Raw genomic sequence first — 17,691 nt, 5'->3', positions numbered from 1 at the left:
CCGCGGGCGGCACCGGACGGAGGCTTAACTGGCCTGCGCGTCCTGAAACGCGAAGTCCTTGTATTTCGCCCTGAGCGCGGTTTTCAACAGCTTGCCCGTCGCGGTATGCGGCAATTCGTCAACGAAGTGGATTTCATCCGGCAGCCACCATTTGGCGACATGCTGCGTAAGATGCGCCTGGATCGCGTCCACGGTCACATCACCCGACTTGCCCTTCACAACCAACAGCAGCGGGCGTTCTTCCCAGCGCGGGTGATAGACGCCGATCGCCGCCGCCTCCGCTACACCTGGACAGCCGACCGCGGCATTCTCCAGCTCGACCGAACTGATCCATTCGCCGCCCGATTTGATGACGTCCTTGGCACGGTCGGTGATCTGCATCGTATTGTCCGGATGGATGACCGCGACGTCGCCGGTGTCGAACCAGCCATCGGCGTCGATGCAGGGTGCCTCCTCCTTGAAATACTGACGGATCACCCAAGGGCCACGCACCATCAGGCGACCCGAACTTTCGCCGTCGCGGGGCTGCACCTTGCCCTCGTCATCGACCACCCGCATTTCGATGCCGAACGGCGCGCGGCCCTGTTTGCAAACTTGATCGACCTGCTGCTCGAAGGTCAGATCGTCCCAATCGTAACTCTTCGCCCCGATCGTCCCGATCGGCGACGTCTCCGTCATCCCCCACGCGTGATTGACGCGGATGCCCATCTTCATCAGCCGCTCGATCATCGATCGCGGCGCGGCCGACCCGCCGATGGTGACGAGCTGCAAATGCTCGGGCGCGTCTCCGGTCGCATCCATATGTTGGAACATCGCGAACCACACGGTGGGGACGCCGGCCGAATGCGTCACCTTTTCGCGGTTCATCAATTCGCACAGAATCTTGGGCTCGTTGACGCAGGAAAACACCATCTTCATGCCCGTCGCGGGCGCGGCGAACGGCATTCCCCAGCCGACCGCGTGGAACATCGGCACGATCGGCATCGCCACCGCGCGCGCCGACAGATCGAACACAGACGGCTGCAATTCGGCCAGCGCATGGATCATCGACGATCGGTGGGTGTAGATCACGCCCTTCGGACTACCCGTCGTGCCGCTGGTATAGCAGAGCATACACGGATCGAGTTCTGAGCCCTCGACCCAGGCGTAATCGCCGCTTTCCTCACCGATCCACGCCTCGAACCCGTCGGGTCCGAGATCATCGAAGCACACATAATGCTCGATCGTCGTCCATTCGGGCTTCAACTTCTCGATCAGGGGCTCGAACATCTTGTCATAAAGCATCACCCGGTCTTCGGCGTGATTGGCGATGAAGGCGAGTTGGTCGGGGAACAGCCGCGGGTTGATGGTGTGGACGACGCCGCCCATCCCGATCGTCCCGTACCAGGCGACCAGATGGCGGCTGTGGTTCATCGCCAGCGTCGCAACGCGGTCGCCGGGCTTGATGCCGATCTTCTCAAGCTTCTGCGCGAGTTTACGCGAATCGAGGGCGATCTCACCCCAGTTGGTGCGGGTCTCGTTACCGTCGAACCAGCGCGTCACGATCTCGCGCGTCGCATGTTCGCGTTCCGCATGCTCGATCAGTCGTGGAATCCTGAGTTCGAAATCCTGCATCCCACCGAGCATCTATCTCTCCGCTATCCGACGGCCGCCAGCCGCCTTTCCACGGTCGTTAATTCGACCTTTCGCACATCCTGCATGTTCTCGACCTGAGCCGCAAGCTCGGCATCGAGCCGGAATTGCCTGCCCAACAGGATGATGGCGGTATCACCGTTCGAAAGCGGGGTATGGACGCGCACCTCGCCCCGCCCGCCGGTTCGCCCGTCGAGGATCGCGGCCAGCCGTCCCAGCACCAGCGGATTTTCGATGGTGAGATCGAGCGCCAGCCGGACGCTGGTCGCCATTTCCTCCAGCGACTGGACTCGCTTGACCGTCGCTCGCGCGGTTTCCTCGCCTGCGCGGCGGTCGAGTTCGACGGTCAACAGCGCGCAACCGCCTTCCTTCGCGGCCTCCTCCAGATGTTCGCACGGGCCTTCGTCGAAACAAGTCGCGATCACCTGCCCGCTCGCGTCCGACAGCGTCGCCATCATATAGCGTTTGCCGCGCGCGGACGTCCGCCACTTCGCATCCTCGACCAACGCCGCCAGCGTCGCCCCGGTGCGCGCACCTTCGGGGATCGCGATATCGGCCAGGCTCACGATCGAGCGTGCGCCGTGCACTTTGGCGAGATGCGCGTAGCGATCGAGAGGGTGGGCGGAAAAATAAAAACCGAACGCCTCACGCTCGGCATTGGTGCGCTCGATGATCGTCCAGGCGGCACTTTGCGGAAGCTGAACCGCAACGTCGTTGACCTCCGCTTCGCCGAACAGGCCGCCCTGCCCGGTTGCGCGCTGATCGTGCGTGCGGCTGGCGACCGCGAGGATCGTCTCGGCGGCGGTGTGGACGCCCGCGCGATCGGGATGGATGACGTCGAACGCGCCAGCCGCCGCCAGCGTCTCCAACTGGCGCTTGTTGACCAGCCGGGGGTCGATGCGGCGCGCGAGATCGTCCAACGAGTGGAACGGGCCTTCGGTGGCACGCGCCTCGCACACCAGTTCCATCGCGCGCTCGCCCACGCCCTTCAGCGCGCCCAATGCGTAGCGGACAGCGGGTGCCTCCTCGCCATCCTCCACGCTGAAATCGGCTTGACTGGCGTTGATGCACGGCGGCAGGCAGGTGATGCCCAGCCGCCGCATATCGTCGTGAAAGATCGCCAGCTTGTCGGTCTGGTGAATGTCATAGGCCATCGATGCAGCGAAGAATGCCTGCGGGTGATGCGCCTTCAGCCACGCCGTCTGGTACGCGAGCAGCGCATAGGCGGCAGCGTGGGATTTATTGAAGCCGTATCCGGCGAACTTGTCGATCAAATCGAACAGCTCGTTGGCCTTGCCTTCCGGGATCGCATGATGTTCTGCGCAGCCGGTGACGAAGATCTGACGCTGGGCGTCCATCTCCGCCTTAACCTTCTTGCCCATCGCGCGACGCAACAGATCTGCGCCGCCAAGCGAATATCCGGCCAGTATCTGCGCGGCCTGCATCACCTGTTCCTGATAGACGAAGATGCCGTAAGTCTCGTTCAGGATCGGCTCGAGCAAGGGATGCGGATATTCGACCGGTTCGCGCCCGTTCTTGCGCGCGCCGAACATCGGGATGTTGTCCATCGGACCGGGTCGATAGAGCGAGACGAGCGCGATGATGTCGCCGAAATTGGACGGGCGCACCGCGCTGAGTGTGCGCCGCATCCCTTCGGATTCGAGCTGGAACACGCCGACCGTGTCGCCGCGCTGGAGCAATTCATACACGCCCGGATCGTCCCAGCTCAGAGCGTCGAGGTCGATTTCGACCCCGCGCTTAGCCAGAATGTCGATTGCGCGTTGCAGAACCGACAGGGTTTTCAGCCCCAGAAAATCGAACTTCACCAGCCCCGCGCCCTCGACATATTTCATGTCGAATTGCGTGACCGGCATGTCCGATCGCGGATCGCGGTAGAGCGGCACCAGTTGCGCCAGCGGCCGGTCGCCGATCACGACACCCGCGGCGTGGGTGGACGAATGGCGCGGCAATCCTTCCAGCTTCATCGCCAGATCCATCAGGTGCCGGACATCGTTGTCGTTCTGATATTCGCGCAGCAGGTCACTGACGCCGTTCAGCGCGCGGTCCAGCGTCCAAGGGTCGGTCGGATGGTTGGGCACCAGCTTGGCCAGCCGGTCGATCTGGCCATAGCTCATCTGCAACACGCGACCGGTATCCTTGAGCACCGCGCGCGCCTTTAATTTCCCGAAGGTGATGATCTGCGCGACGGTGTCGCGGCCATATTTGTCCTGGACGTAGCGGATGACTTCGCCGCGCCGCGTTTCGCAGAAATCGATGTCGAAATCGGGCATCGAAACGCGTTCGGGATTGAGGAAGCGTTCGAACAGCAGCCCCAGCGAAAGCGGATCGAGATCGGTGATGGTCAGCGACCACGCGACCACCGACCCCGCGCCCGATCCGCGGCCTGGACCCACCGGAATGCCATTGTCCTTGGCCCATTTGATGAAGTCGGCGACGATCAGGAAATAGCCGGGAAATCCCATCTGGATGATGACGTCGAGTTCGAAATCGAGCCGGTCGAAATAGTCGGGGAAGCGCGCGCGGAGGTCGGCTTCGGAAAATTCCTGCCCTCCCGTCGTACCCCGGCGAAGGCCGGGGTCCAGTTGCGAAACCTCCGATACTGGACCCCGGCCTTCACCGGGGTACGGCGGGTCCTCGACGACCGTCTCGGCCAAATCGGCACCCGCAGCACGCGCCGCTTCCAACTTCACGATCCGCCGCAACCTATCGACCAGCCCGGTAACCGAATCCTCGCGCAGCTTCCGCGCTTCGCCCTCACGATCCCCCGCGAGACTCGGCAGGATCGGCTTGCGCTTGGGTGCCATCACCGCGCAGCGCTGCGCGACCACCAGCGTGTTGGCAATCGCCTCGGGCAAATCCTCGAACAGCGAGCGCATTGCTGTGGCAGGCTTCATCCACGCATCGGGCGAGGACCGGTTACGATCGTCCGACGCGACATAGGACGAACTGGCAATGCACAGCATCGCGTCATGCGCTTCGTGGAAACTCTCTTCGGCGAAACAACAGGGGTTGGTCGCAACCAGCGGCAGGTCGCGAGCATAAGCCAGGTCGATCAGCATGGCCTCCGCCGCGCCCTCGATCGCATCCAGACGGCGCGCCAGCTCAATATACAAACGATCCCCGAACATCGCCTGCAACCGGTCGCAATAACGTTCGGCGTCCGGCGCGATCCCCTCTGCATATAGCCGCGCCAACGCCCCTTCGCCGCCTGAGGTCAACGCGATCAGGCCGCCCGAATGCCGCTCCAGCATCTCCAGATCGACATGCGCATCATACTCGATCGGCCGGTCCAGATGCGCCGCCGACACCAACGCGCACAGATTGTCGTAACCGGCATCGTCCTGCGCGTAGAGCGTCAGCCAGTCGATGATCGGTGGCTGATTGTCGGGGGTGCCGGGACGCGCGACAGCGAGCATCGTGCCGACGATCGGCTGCACGCCCGCGTCCTGACAAGCGTCCGAAAACGCCATCGCCGCATAGAGCCCGTTGCGATCCGTCAGCGCGACTGCAGGGAAGCCCAGTTCGCGGGCGCGTTTGGCGATGGCTTTCGGCTCGATCGCGCCTTCCAGCATGGTGTAGGCGGAAAAGACGCGGAGAGGCACGAAACCGGAATGGGGCATGGAATGACGCTAAGGGCTGGGTGCGGCGAATGAAAGGCGCAGGCGTGGGTTTTCCACAGCTTTCACTTTCGTTACCCCCGGCGCCGGGAATACCAGAAAGTTCGAGCCGGAACAGCGGACCCTCCACCGTTTGTTTCGAGCGAAGTCGAGAAACGTGCGGCAGACGGTCAGATACGTTTCTCGACGTCGCTCGAAAAACGGGTGAGTGGCGCTAATCTGGCGAGTTCAAAGCAAAGCCTCGATATCCTCGACCAAATCCTCGGGCTTGGTCGTCGGCGCATAGCGTTCAACAACCTCGCCATCGCGATTCACCAGGAATTTGGTGAAGTTCCACTTGATCGCCTCGGTCCCCAGCACGCCCTTTTGCGCTTTCTTCAAATGCTGGAAAATGGGCGCGGCATTGTCGCCGTTCACGTCCACCTTGGCGAACACCGGAAAACTCACGTCATAGGTAAGCGAACAAAAATTGGCGATTTCCGCCGCGTCGCCGGGCTCTTGTGCACCGAATTGATTGCAGGGAAACGCCAGCACTTCAAAGCCGCGATTGCCGAACCGGCGGTGGAGTTCCTCCAGCCCGTTATATTGCGGCGTGAACCCGCATTTGGACGCGGTGTTGACGATGAGCAGCACTTGCCCTGCATAGTCGGACAGCGGAGCGTCGCTGCCATCGGCGGCGCGGACGGTCAGGTCGGTTACCTTCATTCCAAAACCCCTTCATGCAGGCGTACGACGCGGTCCATCTTGGCCGCGAGGCGTTCGTTATGCGTGGCGATCAGCGCGGCGGAGCCTTCGTGGCGGACCAGGCGCAGGAATTCCTCCAGAACCACGTCGGCCGTCGCCTCGTCCAGATTGCCGGTGGGCTCGTCGGCCAGCACAAGCGCAGGACGAGTGGCCAGCGCGCGCGCCACGGCGACGCGCTGCTGCTCGCCGCCCGACAACTGGCTCGGGCGGTGCGTCAGCCGTTTGGCGAGGCCAAGCGCGGAGAGCAGGTCGCTGGCCCGCGCGTCCGCTTCCTCGCGCGTCGATCCGTGGATCAACTGGGGCAGCACCACATTCTCCAACGCGTTGAAATCGGGCAGGAGATGGTGGAACTGATAGATGAAGCCGAGCTGATCGCGCCGGACTTCGGTACGCCCCCCCGCGTCCAGCTTCGCGGCCTCGGCCCCGGCGATCATGATCGATCCTTCGAACCCGCCTTCGAGCAGCCCGACCGCCTGGAGCAAGGTGGACTTGCCCGACCCCGACGGCCCGACCAGCGCGACGATTTCTCCGGGCGCGACCGACAGATCGACACCGCGCAGGACGTGGATCGTCTCCCCGCCTTGCGTGAAATTGCGCTTCAGCCCCGATGTCTGGAGTACCGGACTATTCATAACGAAGTACCTGAACCGGGTCGGTGCTCGCCGCCTTGTACGCCGGATACAGCGTCGCGAGGACCGAGAAAACAAACGCCATGACCGCGATCACCACCACCTCAACCGGGTCGGTGCGCGCGGGAAGTTCGGTCAGGAAACGCATCTGCGGATCCCACACCTGCTGGCCGGTGAAAAAGCCGATGAGCCCGACAACGCCTTGACGAAACTCGATGAAGATGAAGCCCAGAATCAGCCCCGCGCCGATCCCCAGCGCGCCGATCATCGTGCCGACGGTCACGAAAATCCGCATCATGCTCGAACGCGTCGCGCCCATCGTCCGCAGGATTGCGATGTCGCGCGTCTTGGCACGGACCAGCATGATCAGCGACGACAGGATGTTGAACACCGCGACCAGAATGATGATCGAAAGCACGGTGAACGTCACCACGCGGTCGATCGCCAGCGCTTCGAACAACTGCGCGTTCATCTGTTGCCAGGTGACCAACTGCGCCTCGCCCGACACCTTGGGCGCGAGTGGCGCGAGGATGTCGACGACGCGGTCGGCATCAACGGTGTTGAGTTCGATCATCCCAACCGAGTCGCCCATCAACAGCAAGGTTTGAGCGTCCTCCATCGGCATGACCACGAATGCCTTGTCGTAATCATAGACGCCGACTTCGAAAATCGCGCCGATCCGATAGCTGACGATGCGCGGCATGGTGCCGAACGGCGTCGCATTGCCCTGCGGATTGAATAGCGACACTTCCTGGCCAACCGTCGCTCCCAGTGATTGTGCGAGCCTTGAGCCAACAGCGATCGTGTTGCTGCCTGGCACAAGGCTGGCGAGATCGCCGATCTGAACATTATCTGCGATCGTTGCGTTGGTACGAATATCCTCGACCGCCATTCCGCGGATGATTGCCGCCTCAATGCGGGATTGGTTGCCGCCCGTAGATTGGCTGCCGATCATCAGCGGCTGTTCGATCATCGGCGTCGCGCTGGTGATGCCCGGTGTCGCCTTCGCCTCGTCCAGCACCGTGCGCCAGTTTTGAAGTTGGCCGCCATAGCCCTGGACCACCGCATGGCCGTTCAAACCGGTGATCTTGTCGAACAATTCGGCGCGAAAGCCGTTCATGACGCTCATGACGACGACGAGGGCTGCGACGCCAAGCATCACCGCGATCAGGCTGATCCCGGCGACGAGCGCGATGAACGCCTCCCCGCGACCGGGCAGCAGGTAACGGCGCGCGATCATTCGCTCGTAACGCGATAACAGCATGTGGCTTGGATCAATCCCGCAATGAAAATGGGTGTCAGGCCCTATGGTGTAGGGTGCGCGACGCGTCGCCGCAATGGCGGGCGCGCGAAAGCGGTTTGTTGCGCAACTGCCACAGACTGCGCGCAAAATACCGCAAGCGGGCTTCCAACCGATGACAAACGCCCATTCATCGCCTAGCAAGATCACACGAAGCGCAGGCAACGGCCGTGGTTCGGGGAGGGCTTTCCGCCCCGCCTAACTGGGAGGTGGGCGTGCGGGCAGAAGGCCATCTTTAAGGGGGCTGACGAGCATTCGTCACGCAGGCGCCCGGATCGGAAACGGTCCGGGCGTTTTCGCATTTGGCCAACACCCGGCGCGCCGCCGCGCTCTTGAAAACACGTTACCTGCCCACGATTTTAGGGTTGGAGCATCCCACCCTGCCCGATCGTCCACCGTTAGTCCGCGACGCTTTAGCTCCCTTTCAGCGGCGCGGCCGGGGCGCCCGGATTTCGATCCGGGCGCTTTGTTTCGATTAGCGGTGGCTCAGGCGTCTTTCCAGCGCAACGCCAGCAACGGCCGCGCCAACGCAAGCCCCAGCACGAACCCTCCGATATGCGCCGCCGCCGCGATCGGCATCCCGGCCTGCGCGCTCAACACACCGATGAGCAGGTTGAGGATCGTCCACGCGGCGGCCAGCCACAGCACATGCACCGTGCGCGCCGAAAACGGCCCGATCGCACGCGCGCGGGGACGCCCGTACAGAAGCGAATATGCGCCAACCAACGCCGACACCGCTCCGCTTGCACCCACCATCGGGATTTCGGACATCGGCTCGATCGCCCACTGCGCCGCGGCGGCGGCATAGGCTCCGACAAGGTACAGGATCGCAACCCCGCGCCCGCCCAACGCACGCTCGCTGCCACTGCCGCAAACCCATAGCATCAGCATGTTGAAGCCGAGATGGATGAAACCCGCGTGGATCAATGCGGCGCTGAGCGGCGTCAGCAGCGCGGGCATCACCCAGAGGTCAGGCGGGATTGCGACCTCTGCGGACCAGCGCACGGGCATGAATCCCGCGACGACCGCTGCCCAGTTCTCGTTCCCAGTAAGCGTTATTAGCGCGCTGACGACGACCGTTGCGACCGCGATCGCAACGGTGACCGGCGTCTGACTGGTTTTCATTTGGATCAGATGAACTCGATTTTCGAAACGAGATAGTATTTGTCGCCCGACGGCACGGTCACTTCGACTTCCTCATCGACCTTCCGACCGATCAGTCCGCGGCCGAGCGGCGAGTTGTAGCTGATCCGCCCGACATTCGCGTCCGCCTCTGCCTGGCCGACGATCTGGTACTTCACCGGTTTGTCGGCTTCGTCGAGCAACGTCACCGTCGCGCCGAACACGATCTTATCGCCCGACAAATCCTTGGGGTCGATAATCTGGGCGCGCGACAGCTTGTCCTCGATATCGGCGATCGACGCCTCGACTTGGCCCTGGCGTTCCTTGGCGGCGTGATACTCGGCGTTCTCGGACAGGTCGCCATGCGCGCGTGCTTCCTCGATCGCATCGACGATCGTCGGACGCTCGGCTTTCAAACGCTTCAGCTCGGTGCTGAGCTTTTCATAGCCTTCCTGCAGCATCGGCATTTTTTCGACCGTCGCCATTACCAAAGTCCCTCAGTTCAAAACGCCCCACCCCCGGCGGCCCTCTGGTCGAAAGCCGCCCGCACATAACGCCGATGTCGGGGGATTAGTTGTGCGACTGCGAATAATAGGACTGCAAGGGCCTGACTTCAAGGGACCGGCTGCTCAACGCCTCGATCGCACGCGCCGCAGCGACGCTGGCGGGCGCGGTCGTGAAATAGGGTATCCGCTGCGCCAGCGCACAGCCGCGGATCGATGATGAATCCTTCAGCGACTGCCAGCCTTCGGTGGTGTTGAAGATCAGGTGGATGTCGCCGTCCTGGATACGATCGACGATATGCGGGCGGCCTTGCGCAACCTTGTTGACGCGCTCGACCTCTATGCCCTGACCGGCGAGGAAATCGGCCGTGCCGCCGGTCGCGACGATGTGGAAACCAAGCTCGGCCAGCTTCTGCACACCGGGCAGCACCACGGCCTTGTCGCTGTCCTTGACGCTGACGAAGACATTGCCCTTGTCCGGCAGCATTGTGCCCGCGCCAAGCTGCGCCTTGGCGAACGCCATCGGGAAATCGCTATCGATTCCCATGACTTCGCCGGTGGATTTCATCTCCGGCGACAACACCGGATCGACACCGGGGAAACGGTTGAAGGGGAACACCGCTTCCTTCACCGCAATGTGATCGATGTGCCGGTCGATCACCGGCAGACCAGCGAGAAGTTCACCCGCCATCACCCGCGCCGCGATCTTGGCGATGGGCGCGCCGATTGCCTTGGCGACGAAGGGCACCGTGCGGCTGGCGCGTGGATTGACCTCGATCAGATAGACAAGGCCGTCCTTCACCGCGAACTGGATATTCATCAGCCCCTTGACGCTCAACGCGCGCGCCAGCGCTTCGGTCTGGCGTTCGATTTCCGCGATGATGTCGGCGGGCAGCGAATAGGGCGGGATCGAACAGGCGCTGTCGCCCGAATGGACCCCGGCTTCCTCGATATGCTGGAGCACGCCCGCGACCACGACATCGGTCCCGTCGGCAATCGCATCGACATCGACCTCGATCGCGTCGCGCAGATACTGATCGATCAAAACCGGCGTATCCGCAGATACTTGAACCGATGTTTTGATATAGTCGTCGAGCTGTTCGGGGCCGTCGACGATCTCCATCGCGCGGCCACCCAGCACATAGCTTGGGCGCGTCAGCACCGGATATCCGATGCGCTCGGCAATCGCGAGCGCCTCTTCGCGGCTGCGCGCCATGCCATTGGCGGGCTGCTTGAGGCCGAGCTTCGAGATGAGCGCGGCGAACCGCTCGCGGTCCTCGGCCAGGTCGATTGCGTCGGGCGAGGTGCCCAGGATCGGGATGCCCGCTTCCTCCAGCGCGCGCGCAAGATTGAGCGGCGTCTGCCCGCCGAACTGGACGATCACGCCAACCAGCTCGCCGTTCGACTTCTCGACTTCGAGGATTTCGAGCACATCCTCCGCCGTCAGCGGCTCGAAATAGAGCCGGTCCGACGTGTCGTAATCGGTCGACACGGTTTCCGGATTGCAGTTGACCATGATCGTTTCATAGCCCGCATCCGCCAGCGCGAAGCAGGCGTGGCAGCAGCAGTAGTCGAATTCGATCCCCTGCCCGATCCGGTTCGGCCCGCCGCCCAGAATGACGATCTTGCGCCGATCCGAAGGCATCGCTTCATTCTCAGGCTCGCCGAAGCTGGGGGCTTCGTAGGTCGAATACATATAGGGCGTCTTGGCGTCGAACTCGGCAGCGCAGGTGTCGATACGCTTGAACACCGGGCGCACGCCCAGCTTGTGGCGCAGCGCGCGCACCTCGGCTTCGGTAACGCCGCCGGTCATCGCCTTGACCGCTTCGTGGATCAGGCCCGATCCGCGCGCGACGCCCGCGGCATTGCCACGCAGATTGGCCGATTGCAGGGCGAGATGCGCTAGGCGCTTGTCCGAAAAGCCCGTCGATTTCAGGCGACGCAATCCCGCCGCATCGCGCGGCAGGCCGTTGTTGCAGACTTCTTCCTCCGCCCGGATGATTTCGGCAATCCGCTCCAGGAACCAGGGATCGAACTTCGCGATGGCGTGGACTTCGCCGATGGTGAAGCCTTCGCGCAAGGCTTGGGCCGCGACCAGCAGCCGGTCGGGCGTCGCCTGCGAAAGCGCCGCCTCGATCTCGTCGCGCGGTGCACCGACCAAGTGATGCACTTCGTCGAAGCCGGTCAGCCCGGTTTCCAGCCCGCGCAGCGCCTTCTGCATCGATTCATGGATGTTGCGCCCGATCGCCATGACTTCGCCGACCGACTTCATCGCGGTCGACAGCAAAGGCTCGGCGCCCTTGAACTTCTCGAACGCGAAGCGCGGGATTTTGGTCACGACATAATCGATGGTCGGCTCGAACGACGCAGGCGTCGCACCGGTGATGTCGTTGTCGATTTCATCCAGCGTGTATCCGACCGCCAGTTTCGCCGCGACCTTGGCGATCGGGAAGCCGGTCGCCTTGGACGCCAGCGCGGACGAGCGCGACACACGCGGGTTCATCTCGATGACGATCAGGCGACCGTCCTTCGGATTGACCGCGAACTGAACGTTGGAACCGCCTGTTTCGACACCGATTTCGCGCAGGCAAGCAATGCTCGCATTGCGCATGATCTGATATTCCTTGTCGGTCAGCGTCAGCGCGGGCGCGACGGTGATCGAATCGCCGGTATGGACGCCCATCGGGTCGATATTCTCGATCGAACAGACGATGATCGCGTTGTCCTTGCGGTCGCGAACAACCTCCATCTCATATTCTTTCCAACCGAGGAGCGATTCCTCGATCAGGACTTCGGTGGTGGGCGATGCATCCAGTCCGCCGGTGACGATCCGGACGAACTCGTCCTTGTTGTACGCAATCCCGCCACCGGTCCCGCCCATGGTAAAGCTGGGGCGGATGATCGCGGGCAGGCCGGTATGCTCAAGCGCGGCCAGCGCCTCATCCAGGGAATGCGCAATCGCCGAGCGTGCGGATTCCAGCCCGATCTTGCTCATCGCATCGCGGAACTTGATCCGGTCCTCGGCCTTGTCGATTGCTTCGGCATCGGCGCCGATCATGATGCAGCCGAATTTCTCCAGCGTACCGTCCTGCGCCAGCGCCAGCGCGGTGTTGAGCGCGGTCTGCCCGCCCATCGTCGGCAGCACCGCGTCGGGCCGCTCCTTCTCGATGATCTTGGCGACCACCGCAGGCGTGATCGGCTCGACATAGGTCGCCCCATCACTTTCAAAATAACCTACCAGCTCGGGATCGGTCATGATCGTCGCCGGGTTCGAATTGACGAGGACGATCCGGTAACCCTCCTCCTTCAACGCCTTGATCGCCTGCGTGCCCGAATAATCGAACTCGCACGCCTGACCGATAACGATCGGCCCCGCGCCGATCACGAGGATGGAGGAAATGTCGGTACGTTTGGGCATTATTTCGTGCCGTCCATGCGCGGATTGGGGAAATCGATGGTCAGGGATTGGAGCCGTCCGAAACGAGTTTCTAAAGCACAGCCTCGTGACACAGCCTCCGCAGCATTGGCGACGGCACCGCTCGTAAGCTTAGCCAACATTTGGTCGCCGTTGACTAGGACTGCATCGCGATCGATCTTCTTTGCTTTCCACTCTTCAACCATCCGGCCGGATTGGCTGACCATGGTGACGATCGGCTTTCTCTCCTGAATAAAGCTTTGGCGCTTGTTCTCATCGAGATTGGATAAGTCAAATCCGTAGGTTGCGCTCAGATTGTCCGACTGAACCTGAAGCCGAGCCGATTTGGCAAAGCGTTCAGCACAGCTACCAGATGTCGCTATGTCGGCCTGACATCCAGCCAATGACAGCAATCCGAGAATTGGCACGGACTTGAGGATCATTGGAGCTTCTCCAGCATCCCCACAAACCGCTCGAACAGATAAAGACTGTCCTGCGGTCCCGGCGAGGCTTCGGGATGATATTGCACGCTGAACGCCGGGCGGTCGGTCAGTTCCAGCCCCGCATTCGATCCGTCGAACAGCGACACATGCGTTTCGCGGACATTGGCGGGCAGGCTGTCGCGTTCCACCGCAAAGCCGTGGTTCATGCTGGTGATCTCCACCGCGCCGTCCGACAGCCGCTTGACCGGGTGGTTGGCGCCACGATGACCCTGGAACATCTTGGTGGTCTTCGCGCCCACCGCGAGGCCGAGCAACTGGTGGCCGAGACAGATGCCGAAGATTGGGAGCCTCGCGTCGAGCAACTGGCGGATGACGGGCACGGCATAGTCGCCGGTCGCGGCGGGATCGCCGGGGCCGTTTGACAGGAACACGCCCGCGGGGTTGAGCGCCATCACGTCTTCGTAGGTGGCGGTGGCGGGAAGCACCGAAACCTTAGCCCCCGCGTCAACAAGGTTGCGGAAGATATTGCGTTTGCTGCCATAATCGATCGCGACGATGTGGGGTCTGACAAGCCCCTCTCCTTCAGGGGAGGGGTTGGGGTGGGGCGTCTCCACGAGCGTTGTCGCCTGAGGCACAGCCCCACCCCCGGTCCCTCCCCTGAAGGGGAGGGGTGAGGCGTTATCCTCGTAGCCAAAGCCCAGCCGCCAGACGCCGCCCTGCCCGCCTTCGCCCCAGCCATAATGGGTCTGAGTCGTGACTTCCTTGGCCAGATCCATGCCCTCCAGCCCCGGCCACGCCCGCGCCTGAGCCAGCAGCGCGTCGATGTCGAACTCTCCGGAAGGCGAATGCGCGATCACCCCATTGGGCGCCCCACCCACACGGATGCGGCGGGTCAGCGCACGCGTATCGATGCCCGACAGGCCGATGCGGTTGTGCGCCTTCATCCAGTCGTCCAGCCGCTGGGCGCTGCGGAAATTGCTCGGCTCGGTCACGTCCTCGCGCACGATCATGCCCAGTGCATGGGGATCGTCCGCCTCGATATCGTCGGCATTGGTGCCGACATTGCCGATATGCGGGAAGGTGAAATTGATGATCTGCCCGGCAAAGCTCGGGTCGGTCATGATTTCCTGATAGCCGGTCATGGCGGTGTGGAAGCAGACTTCGCCCACCGCGCTACCTTCCGCGCCGAAGCCCCGGCCCCACACCACGTCTCCGCTCGCCAGAACCAATACGCCCGTGGCGCCGTCCGGATCGTAGGCCGCGCTCATACGCGGACGGTCCGATCCGGACCAACCAAGACTCTCGCGGGCATGGGTTTGGCGTCGGCCATGGGGCGGGCTTCCTGTGTTCGTCTGTCGATGTCGCTAAGACGTGGCGGCTAGACCCCGGATGCCCCACCGTCAATCTGTTAATCCGCGTGTCCCCGCGCTAACGCGGTGGTTTGCAATGACAGCCTTGAGAGAAGCCCCATGATTCGCGACGATATCAAGTCCGCGCTGGTCACCGCGATGAAGGGTGGCGACAAATCGACCACCAATGCGATCCGCCTGATCCAGTCGAGCATCAAGAACCGCGACATCGAAGCACGCACCGGCAAATCACCCGACAATGACGATGATCTGGTGGTCGAAGTCCTCCAGAAAATGGTCAAACAGCGCCGCGAATCGATCGAGATGTTCGAAAAAGGCAACCGACAGGAACTCGCCGACCAGGAAAAGGCAGAGGTCGCGGTGATCGAACGGTTTCTGCCTGCGCAGATGGACGAGGCGCAGACCGCGGCGGCGATCGAGGCGATCAAGGTCGAATTGGGCGCTGGCGGCATGAAGGACATGGGCCGGGTGATGGCGGAGCTAAAGGCGAGACACGGGTCCGAACTGGACATGAGCAAGGCGAGTGCCGCGGTGAAGGCGGCGCTGTCATAAAGTCTCCCCTCCCGCCTGCGGGAGGGGTCGGGGGAGGGCATGTTGGACAAGGGCTACTACCGTCCCACAAAGCGCTCTCGCGAACTGCGGGCGGACATGACGCCAGCCGAGCGCAAACTGTGGGGTCATTTGAGCGCGCGAAAGTTAGCGGGAGTCCGGTTCAACACGCAATTCCCGATAGGCGGCTTCATTTGCGACTTCGTGTCGCGCGGGGCGAAGTTGGTGATTGAGGTTGATGGCGGGCAGCATGATTGGCAGGCGAAGGCGGATGCCGCTCGGACACGTTACATCGAAGCGCAGGGTTATCGGGTCATCCGATTTTGGAACAATGACGTGTTGGAGCGGACCGAAGGTGTGGTGATGGAAATCGAGCGGGTGTTGGCGGAGATGCCCTCCCCCGACCCCTCCCGCAGGCGGGAGGGGGGAAGTAAGTCATGACCCTAACCCCGCAATTCCTGGACGAACTGCGCGCACGCACAACGCTGTCGACGCTCATCGGACGCACCGTCAAAGTCCAACGCGCGGGGCGGGAGTTCAAGGCGTGCTGCCCATTCCATAACGAAAAGACGCCGTCCTTTACGATCAACGACGACAAGGGTTTCTACCATTGCTTCGGCTGCGGGGCGCATGGCGACGCGATCCGCTGGATGACCGATCAACGCGGACTGCCGTTCATGGATGCGGTGAAGGAACTTGCGGCCGCCGCAGGAATGGACGTCCCCGCCCCCGACAAACGCTCCGCCGAACGCGCCGAACGCGCCAAGGGCCTGCATGAGGTGATGGCGGATGCCGCCAAATGGTTCGCCCAGCAGTTCGACGGGCTGGCGGGCGCAGAGGCGCGAGCCTTACTCGCCAAGCGCGGGATCAAGCCGGAAACGGCGCGCGCGTTCGGGATGGGTTATTCCCCCGATACACGCGGTGCGTTGCGGACGGCGCTCAAGGATTATGGCGACGCGCTGCTGATCGAGGCGGGGTTGCTGATCCAGGTCGAGGGCAAGGAGCCTTATGACCGGTTCCGCGGTCGCCTGATGATCCCCATCAAGGATGCGCGCGGCCGCGTGATTGCGTTCGGTGGGCGCATCATCGGCGACGGCGAGCCCAAATATCTGAACTCGCCTGACACCCCGCTCTTCGACAAGGGCCGTACGCTCTACAATCTCGACCGCGCTCAGTCCGCCGCACGCAAGGCAGGCCGCGTGATCGCGGTCGAGGGCTATATGGATGTTATCGCACTCGCCCAGGCCGGGTTCGACGAGGCGGTCGCGCCGCTTGGCACTGCGATGACCGAGCATCAGCTGGAGCGCATGTGGCGGATGGTCGATGTGCCGATCCTGTGCTTCGACGGCGATTCCGCGGGCCAGAAGGCGGCCCTCCGTGCGGCGGGCCGCGGATTTCCGATGCTCGAGCCGGGGCGCAGCCTGTCCTTCGTGACCCTGCCGGAGGGGATGGACCCCGACGATCTGGTCCGCGCCAAAGGGGCGTCGGCGTTCGAGGCATTCCTGACCAAGCCGGAAGGGCTGGCGACACGCGTGTGGAACGCTGAACTGGTCGCCGAACCGCTGGAAACGCCCGAGGCGCGCGCCGGGCTTCGCAAGCGGCTCACCGAGCGCGCGCAAACCATCCAGCATCCCATCGTCCGCGACGAATATATCGCCGAATACCGCCAGCGGTTCGACGAGCAATTCGGACGCGGGCGACAAACCGCGCGCTTTGAAGGGCAGCGCGGGGGTGGCGGACGCCCCTTCCCCCGTGGCACGTTCAAAAACGGCAAATGGACTCCACCCGACCGCCCCGTCTCCAACGAGGCGCGCGGCGTGCAGACCACCGGCATCGATCCGCTCTTGGCGCGGGCGGTGCTTGCCGGACTGATCCGCCATCCGGTCGAAATCGCGCGCCATGTAGAGGTGCTGGGATCGCTGCGCATCGGTGGCGGTGCCCTTGCCCGCCTGTTCGAAGCGGTCATCGACGTCGCGCTGGAAGATCAAGCGCTTGATACCCCCGGCATCCTCACCATATTGGCCAAATCCGGGTTCGATTCCGTGGCTTCTGACCTGCTCCGTGCCGACACCTTGCCCTTTTCGTTTACCCAGTCTGGCACCGATCCGGTCGAAGCCTGTTCGGACCTGAACGAGGCGATTGCGATTTTGGCGGCAGGACCGGTTGTGGCAGGCGCGCTTGCCGAGGCGACGGCCCGGCTGGAGACGAGCGGCGAGGCCGGAGACTTTGAGCGCCAACAGGCGTTGTTGAAGGAACAAATGGCGCTACGCGAGCGGCTTGCAAATCTGGTCCTTGCGGACGAAGGCGATATTGGCGACAAGGCGGTGTAAAATGCCGCCATCTGAT

Annotated in this window: 13 protein-coding genes; 3 read left to right on the top strand and 10 right to left on the bottom strand. The window is 62.9% G+C overall.

Annotated elements, in window-relative coordinates:
- Window positions 1-24: 24 nt before the first annotated feature.
- From ENHY17A_RS11420 to carA, 10 genes are all read right to left on the bottom strand, one after another.
- Window positions 25-1,626 carry a long-chain fatty acid--CoA ligase gene (locus ENHY17A_RS11420; protein ID WP_159712820.1) on the bottom strand — a complete coding sequence of 534 codons (1,602 nt, stop codon included), beginning with the start codon at window positions 1,624-1,626 and terminating at the stop codon, window positions 25-27.
- An 11-nt stretch (window positions 1,627-1,637) separates the two neighbouring features.
- Window positions 1,638-5,273 (bottom strand): DNA polymerase III subunit alpha, encoded by a 3,636-nt coding sequence (gene dnaE / locus ENHY17A_RS11415; RefSeq protein WP_159712818.1) that lies wholly within the window; start codon window positions 5,271-5,273, stop codon window positions 1,638-1,640.
- A gap of 225 nt (window positions 5,274-5,498) precedes the next feature.
- Complete coding sequence (locus ENHY17A_RS11410; RefSeq protein ID WP_159712816.1) at window positions 5,499-5,975, bottom strand: glutathione peroxidase; 477 nt, start codon at window positions 5,973-5,975, stop codon at window positions 5,499-5,501.
- A complete protein-coding gene (locus ENHY17A_RS11405; protein WP_159712814.1) occupies window positions 5,972-6,646 on the bottom strand; it encodes an ABC transporter ATP-binding protein in 675 nt (224 codons plus the stop codon). Before ENHY17A_RS11405 ends, ENHY17A_RS11410 begins: the two co-directional genes overlap by 4 nt.
- Complete coding sequence (locus ENHY17A_RS11400) at window positions 6,639-7,907, bottom strand: lipoprotein-releasing ABC transporter permease subunit (protein ID WP_159712812.1); 1,269 nt, start codon at window positions 7,905-7,907, stop codon at window positions 6,639-6,641. The genes ENHY17A_RS11405 and ENHY17A_RS11400 overlap by 8 nt, the downstream gene beginning before the upstream one ends.
- A gap of 522 nt (window positions 7,908-8,429) precedes the next feature.
- On the bottom strand, window positions 8,430-9,068 hold the full coding sequence (locus ENHY17A_RS11395; protein WP_159712810.1) for a rhomboid family intramembrane serine protease: 639 nt from the start codon (window positions 9,066-9,068) through the stop codon (window positions 8,430-8,432).
- Between the two features lie 5 nt (window positions 9,069-9,073).
- A complete protein-coding gene (greA, locus tag ENHY17A_RS11390; RefSeq protein WP_159712808.1) occupies window positions 9,074-9,550 on the bottom strand; it encodes a transcription elongation factor GreA in 477 nt (158 codons plus the stop codon).
- A gap of 85 nt (window positions 9,551-9,635) precedes the next feature.
- A complete protein-coding gene (carB, locus tag ENHY17A_RS11385; RefSeq protein WP_159712806.1) occupies window positions 9,636-12,986 on the bottom strand; it encodes a carbamoyl-phosphate synthase large subunit in 3,351 nt (1,116 codons plus the stop codon).
- Complete coding sequence (locus tag ENHY17A_RS11380; protein ID WP_159712804.1) at window positions 12,986-13,426, bottom strand: hypothetical protein; 441 nt, start codon at window positions 13,424-13,426, stop codon at window positions 12,986-12,988. Before ENHY17A_RS11380 ends, carB begins: the two co-directional genes overlap by 1 nt.
- Window positions 13,423-14,694 carry a glutamine-hydrolyzing carbamoyl-phosphate synthase small subunit gene (carA, locus tag ENHY17A_RS11375; protein WP_159712802.1) on the bottom strand — a complete coding sequence of 424 codons (1,272 nt, stop codon included), beginning with the start codon at window positions 14,692-14,694 and terminating at the stop codon, window positions 13,423-13,425. The genes ENHY17A_RS11380 and carA overlap by 4 nt, the downstream gene beginning before the upstream one ends.
- Before the next feature lie 201 nt (window positions 14,695-14,895).
- On the opposite strand from carA, the gene ENHY17A_RS11370 reads away from it, so the two are divergent.
- From ENHY17A_RS11370 to dnaG, 3 genes are read left to right on the top strand one after another with little or no spacing between them, the layout of a single operon-like run.
- A complete protein-coding gene (locus tag ENHY17A_RS11370) occupies window positions 14,896-15,348 on the top strand; it encodes a GatB/YqeY domain-containing protein (protein ID WP_159712800.1) in 453 nt (150 codons plus the stop codon).
- A 39-nt stretch (window positions 15,349-15,387) separates the two neighbouring features.
- Complete coding sequence (locus tag ENHY17A_RS11365; protein ID WP_328799139.1) at window positions 15,388-15,786, top strand: endonuclease domain-containing protein; 399 nt, start codon at window positions 15,388-15,390, stop codon at window positions 15,784-15,786.
- The gene (dnaG, locus tag ENHY17A_RS11360) at window positions 15,783-17,675 is read left to right on the top strand and encodes a DNA primase (RefSeq protein ID WP_159712798.1); all 1,893 of its coding nucleotides are present in this window, start codon (window positions 15,783-15,785) and stop codon (window positions 17,673-17,675) included. Before ENHY17A_RS11365 ends, dnaG begins: the two co-directional genes overlap by 4 nt.
- The last annotated feature ends 16 nt before the right edge of the window (window positions 17,676-17,691 follow it).

The organism is Sphingomonas sp. AX6 (genome assembly GCF_902506605.1).
In the GTDB taxonomy this organism is placed as follows: domain Bacteria; phylum Pseudomonadota; class Alphaproteobacteria; order Sphingomonadales; family Sphingomonadaceae; genus Sphingomonas.
The sequence above is the reverse complement of the archived record's forward strand: the minus strand, read 5'-3'. Positions and strand labels throughout refer to the sequence as shown.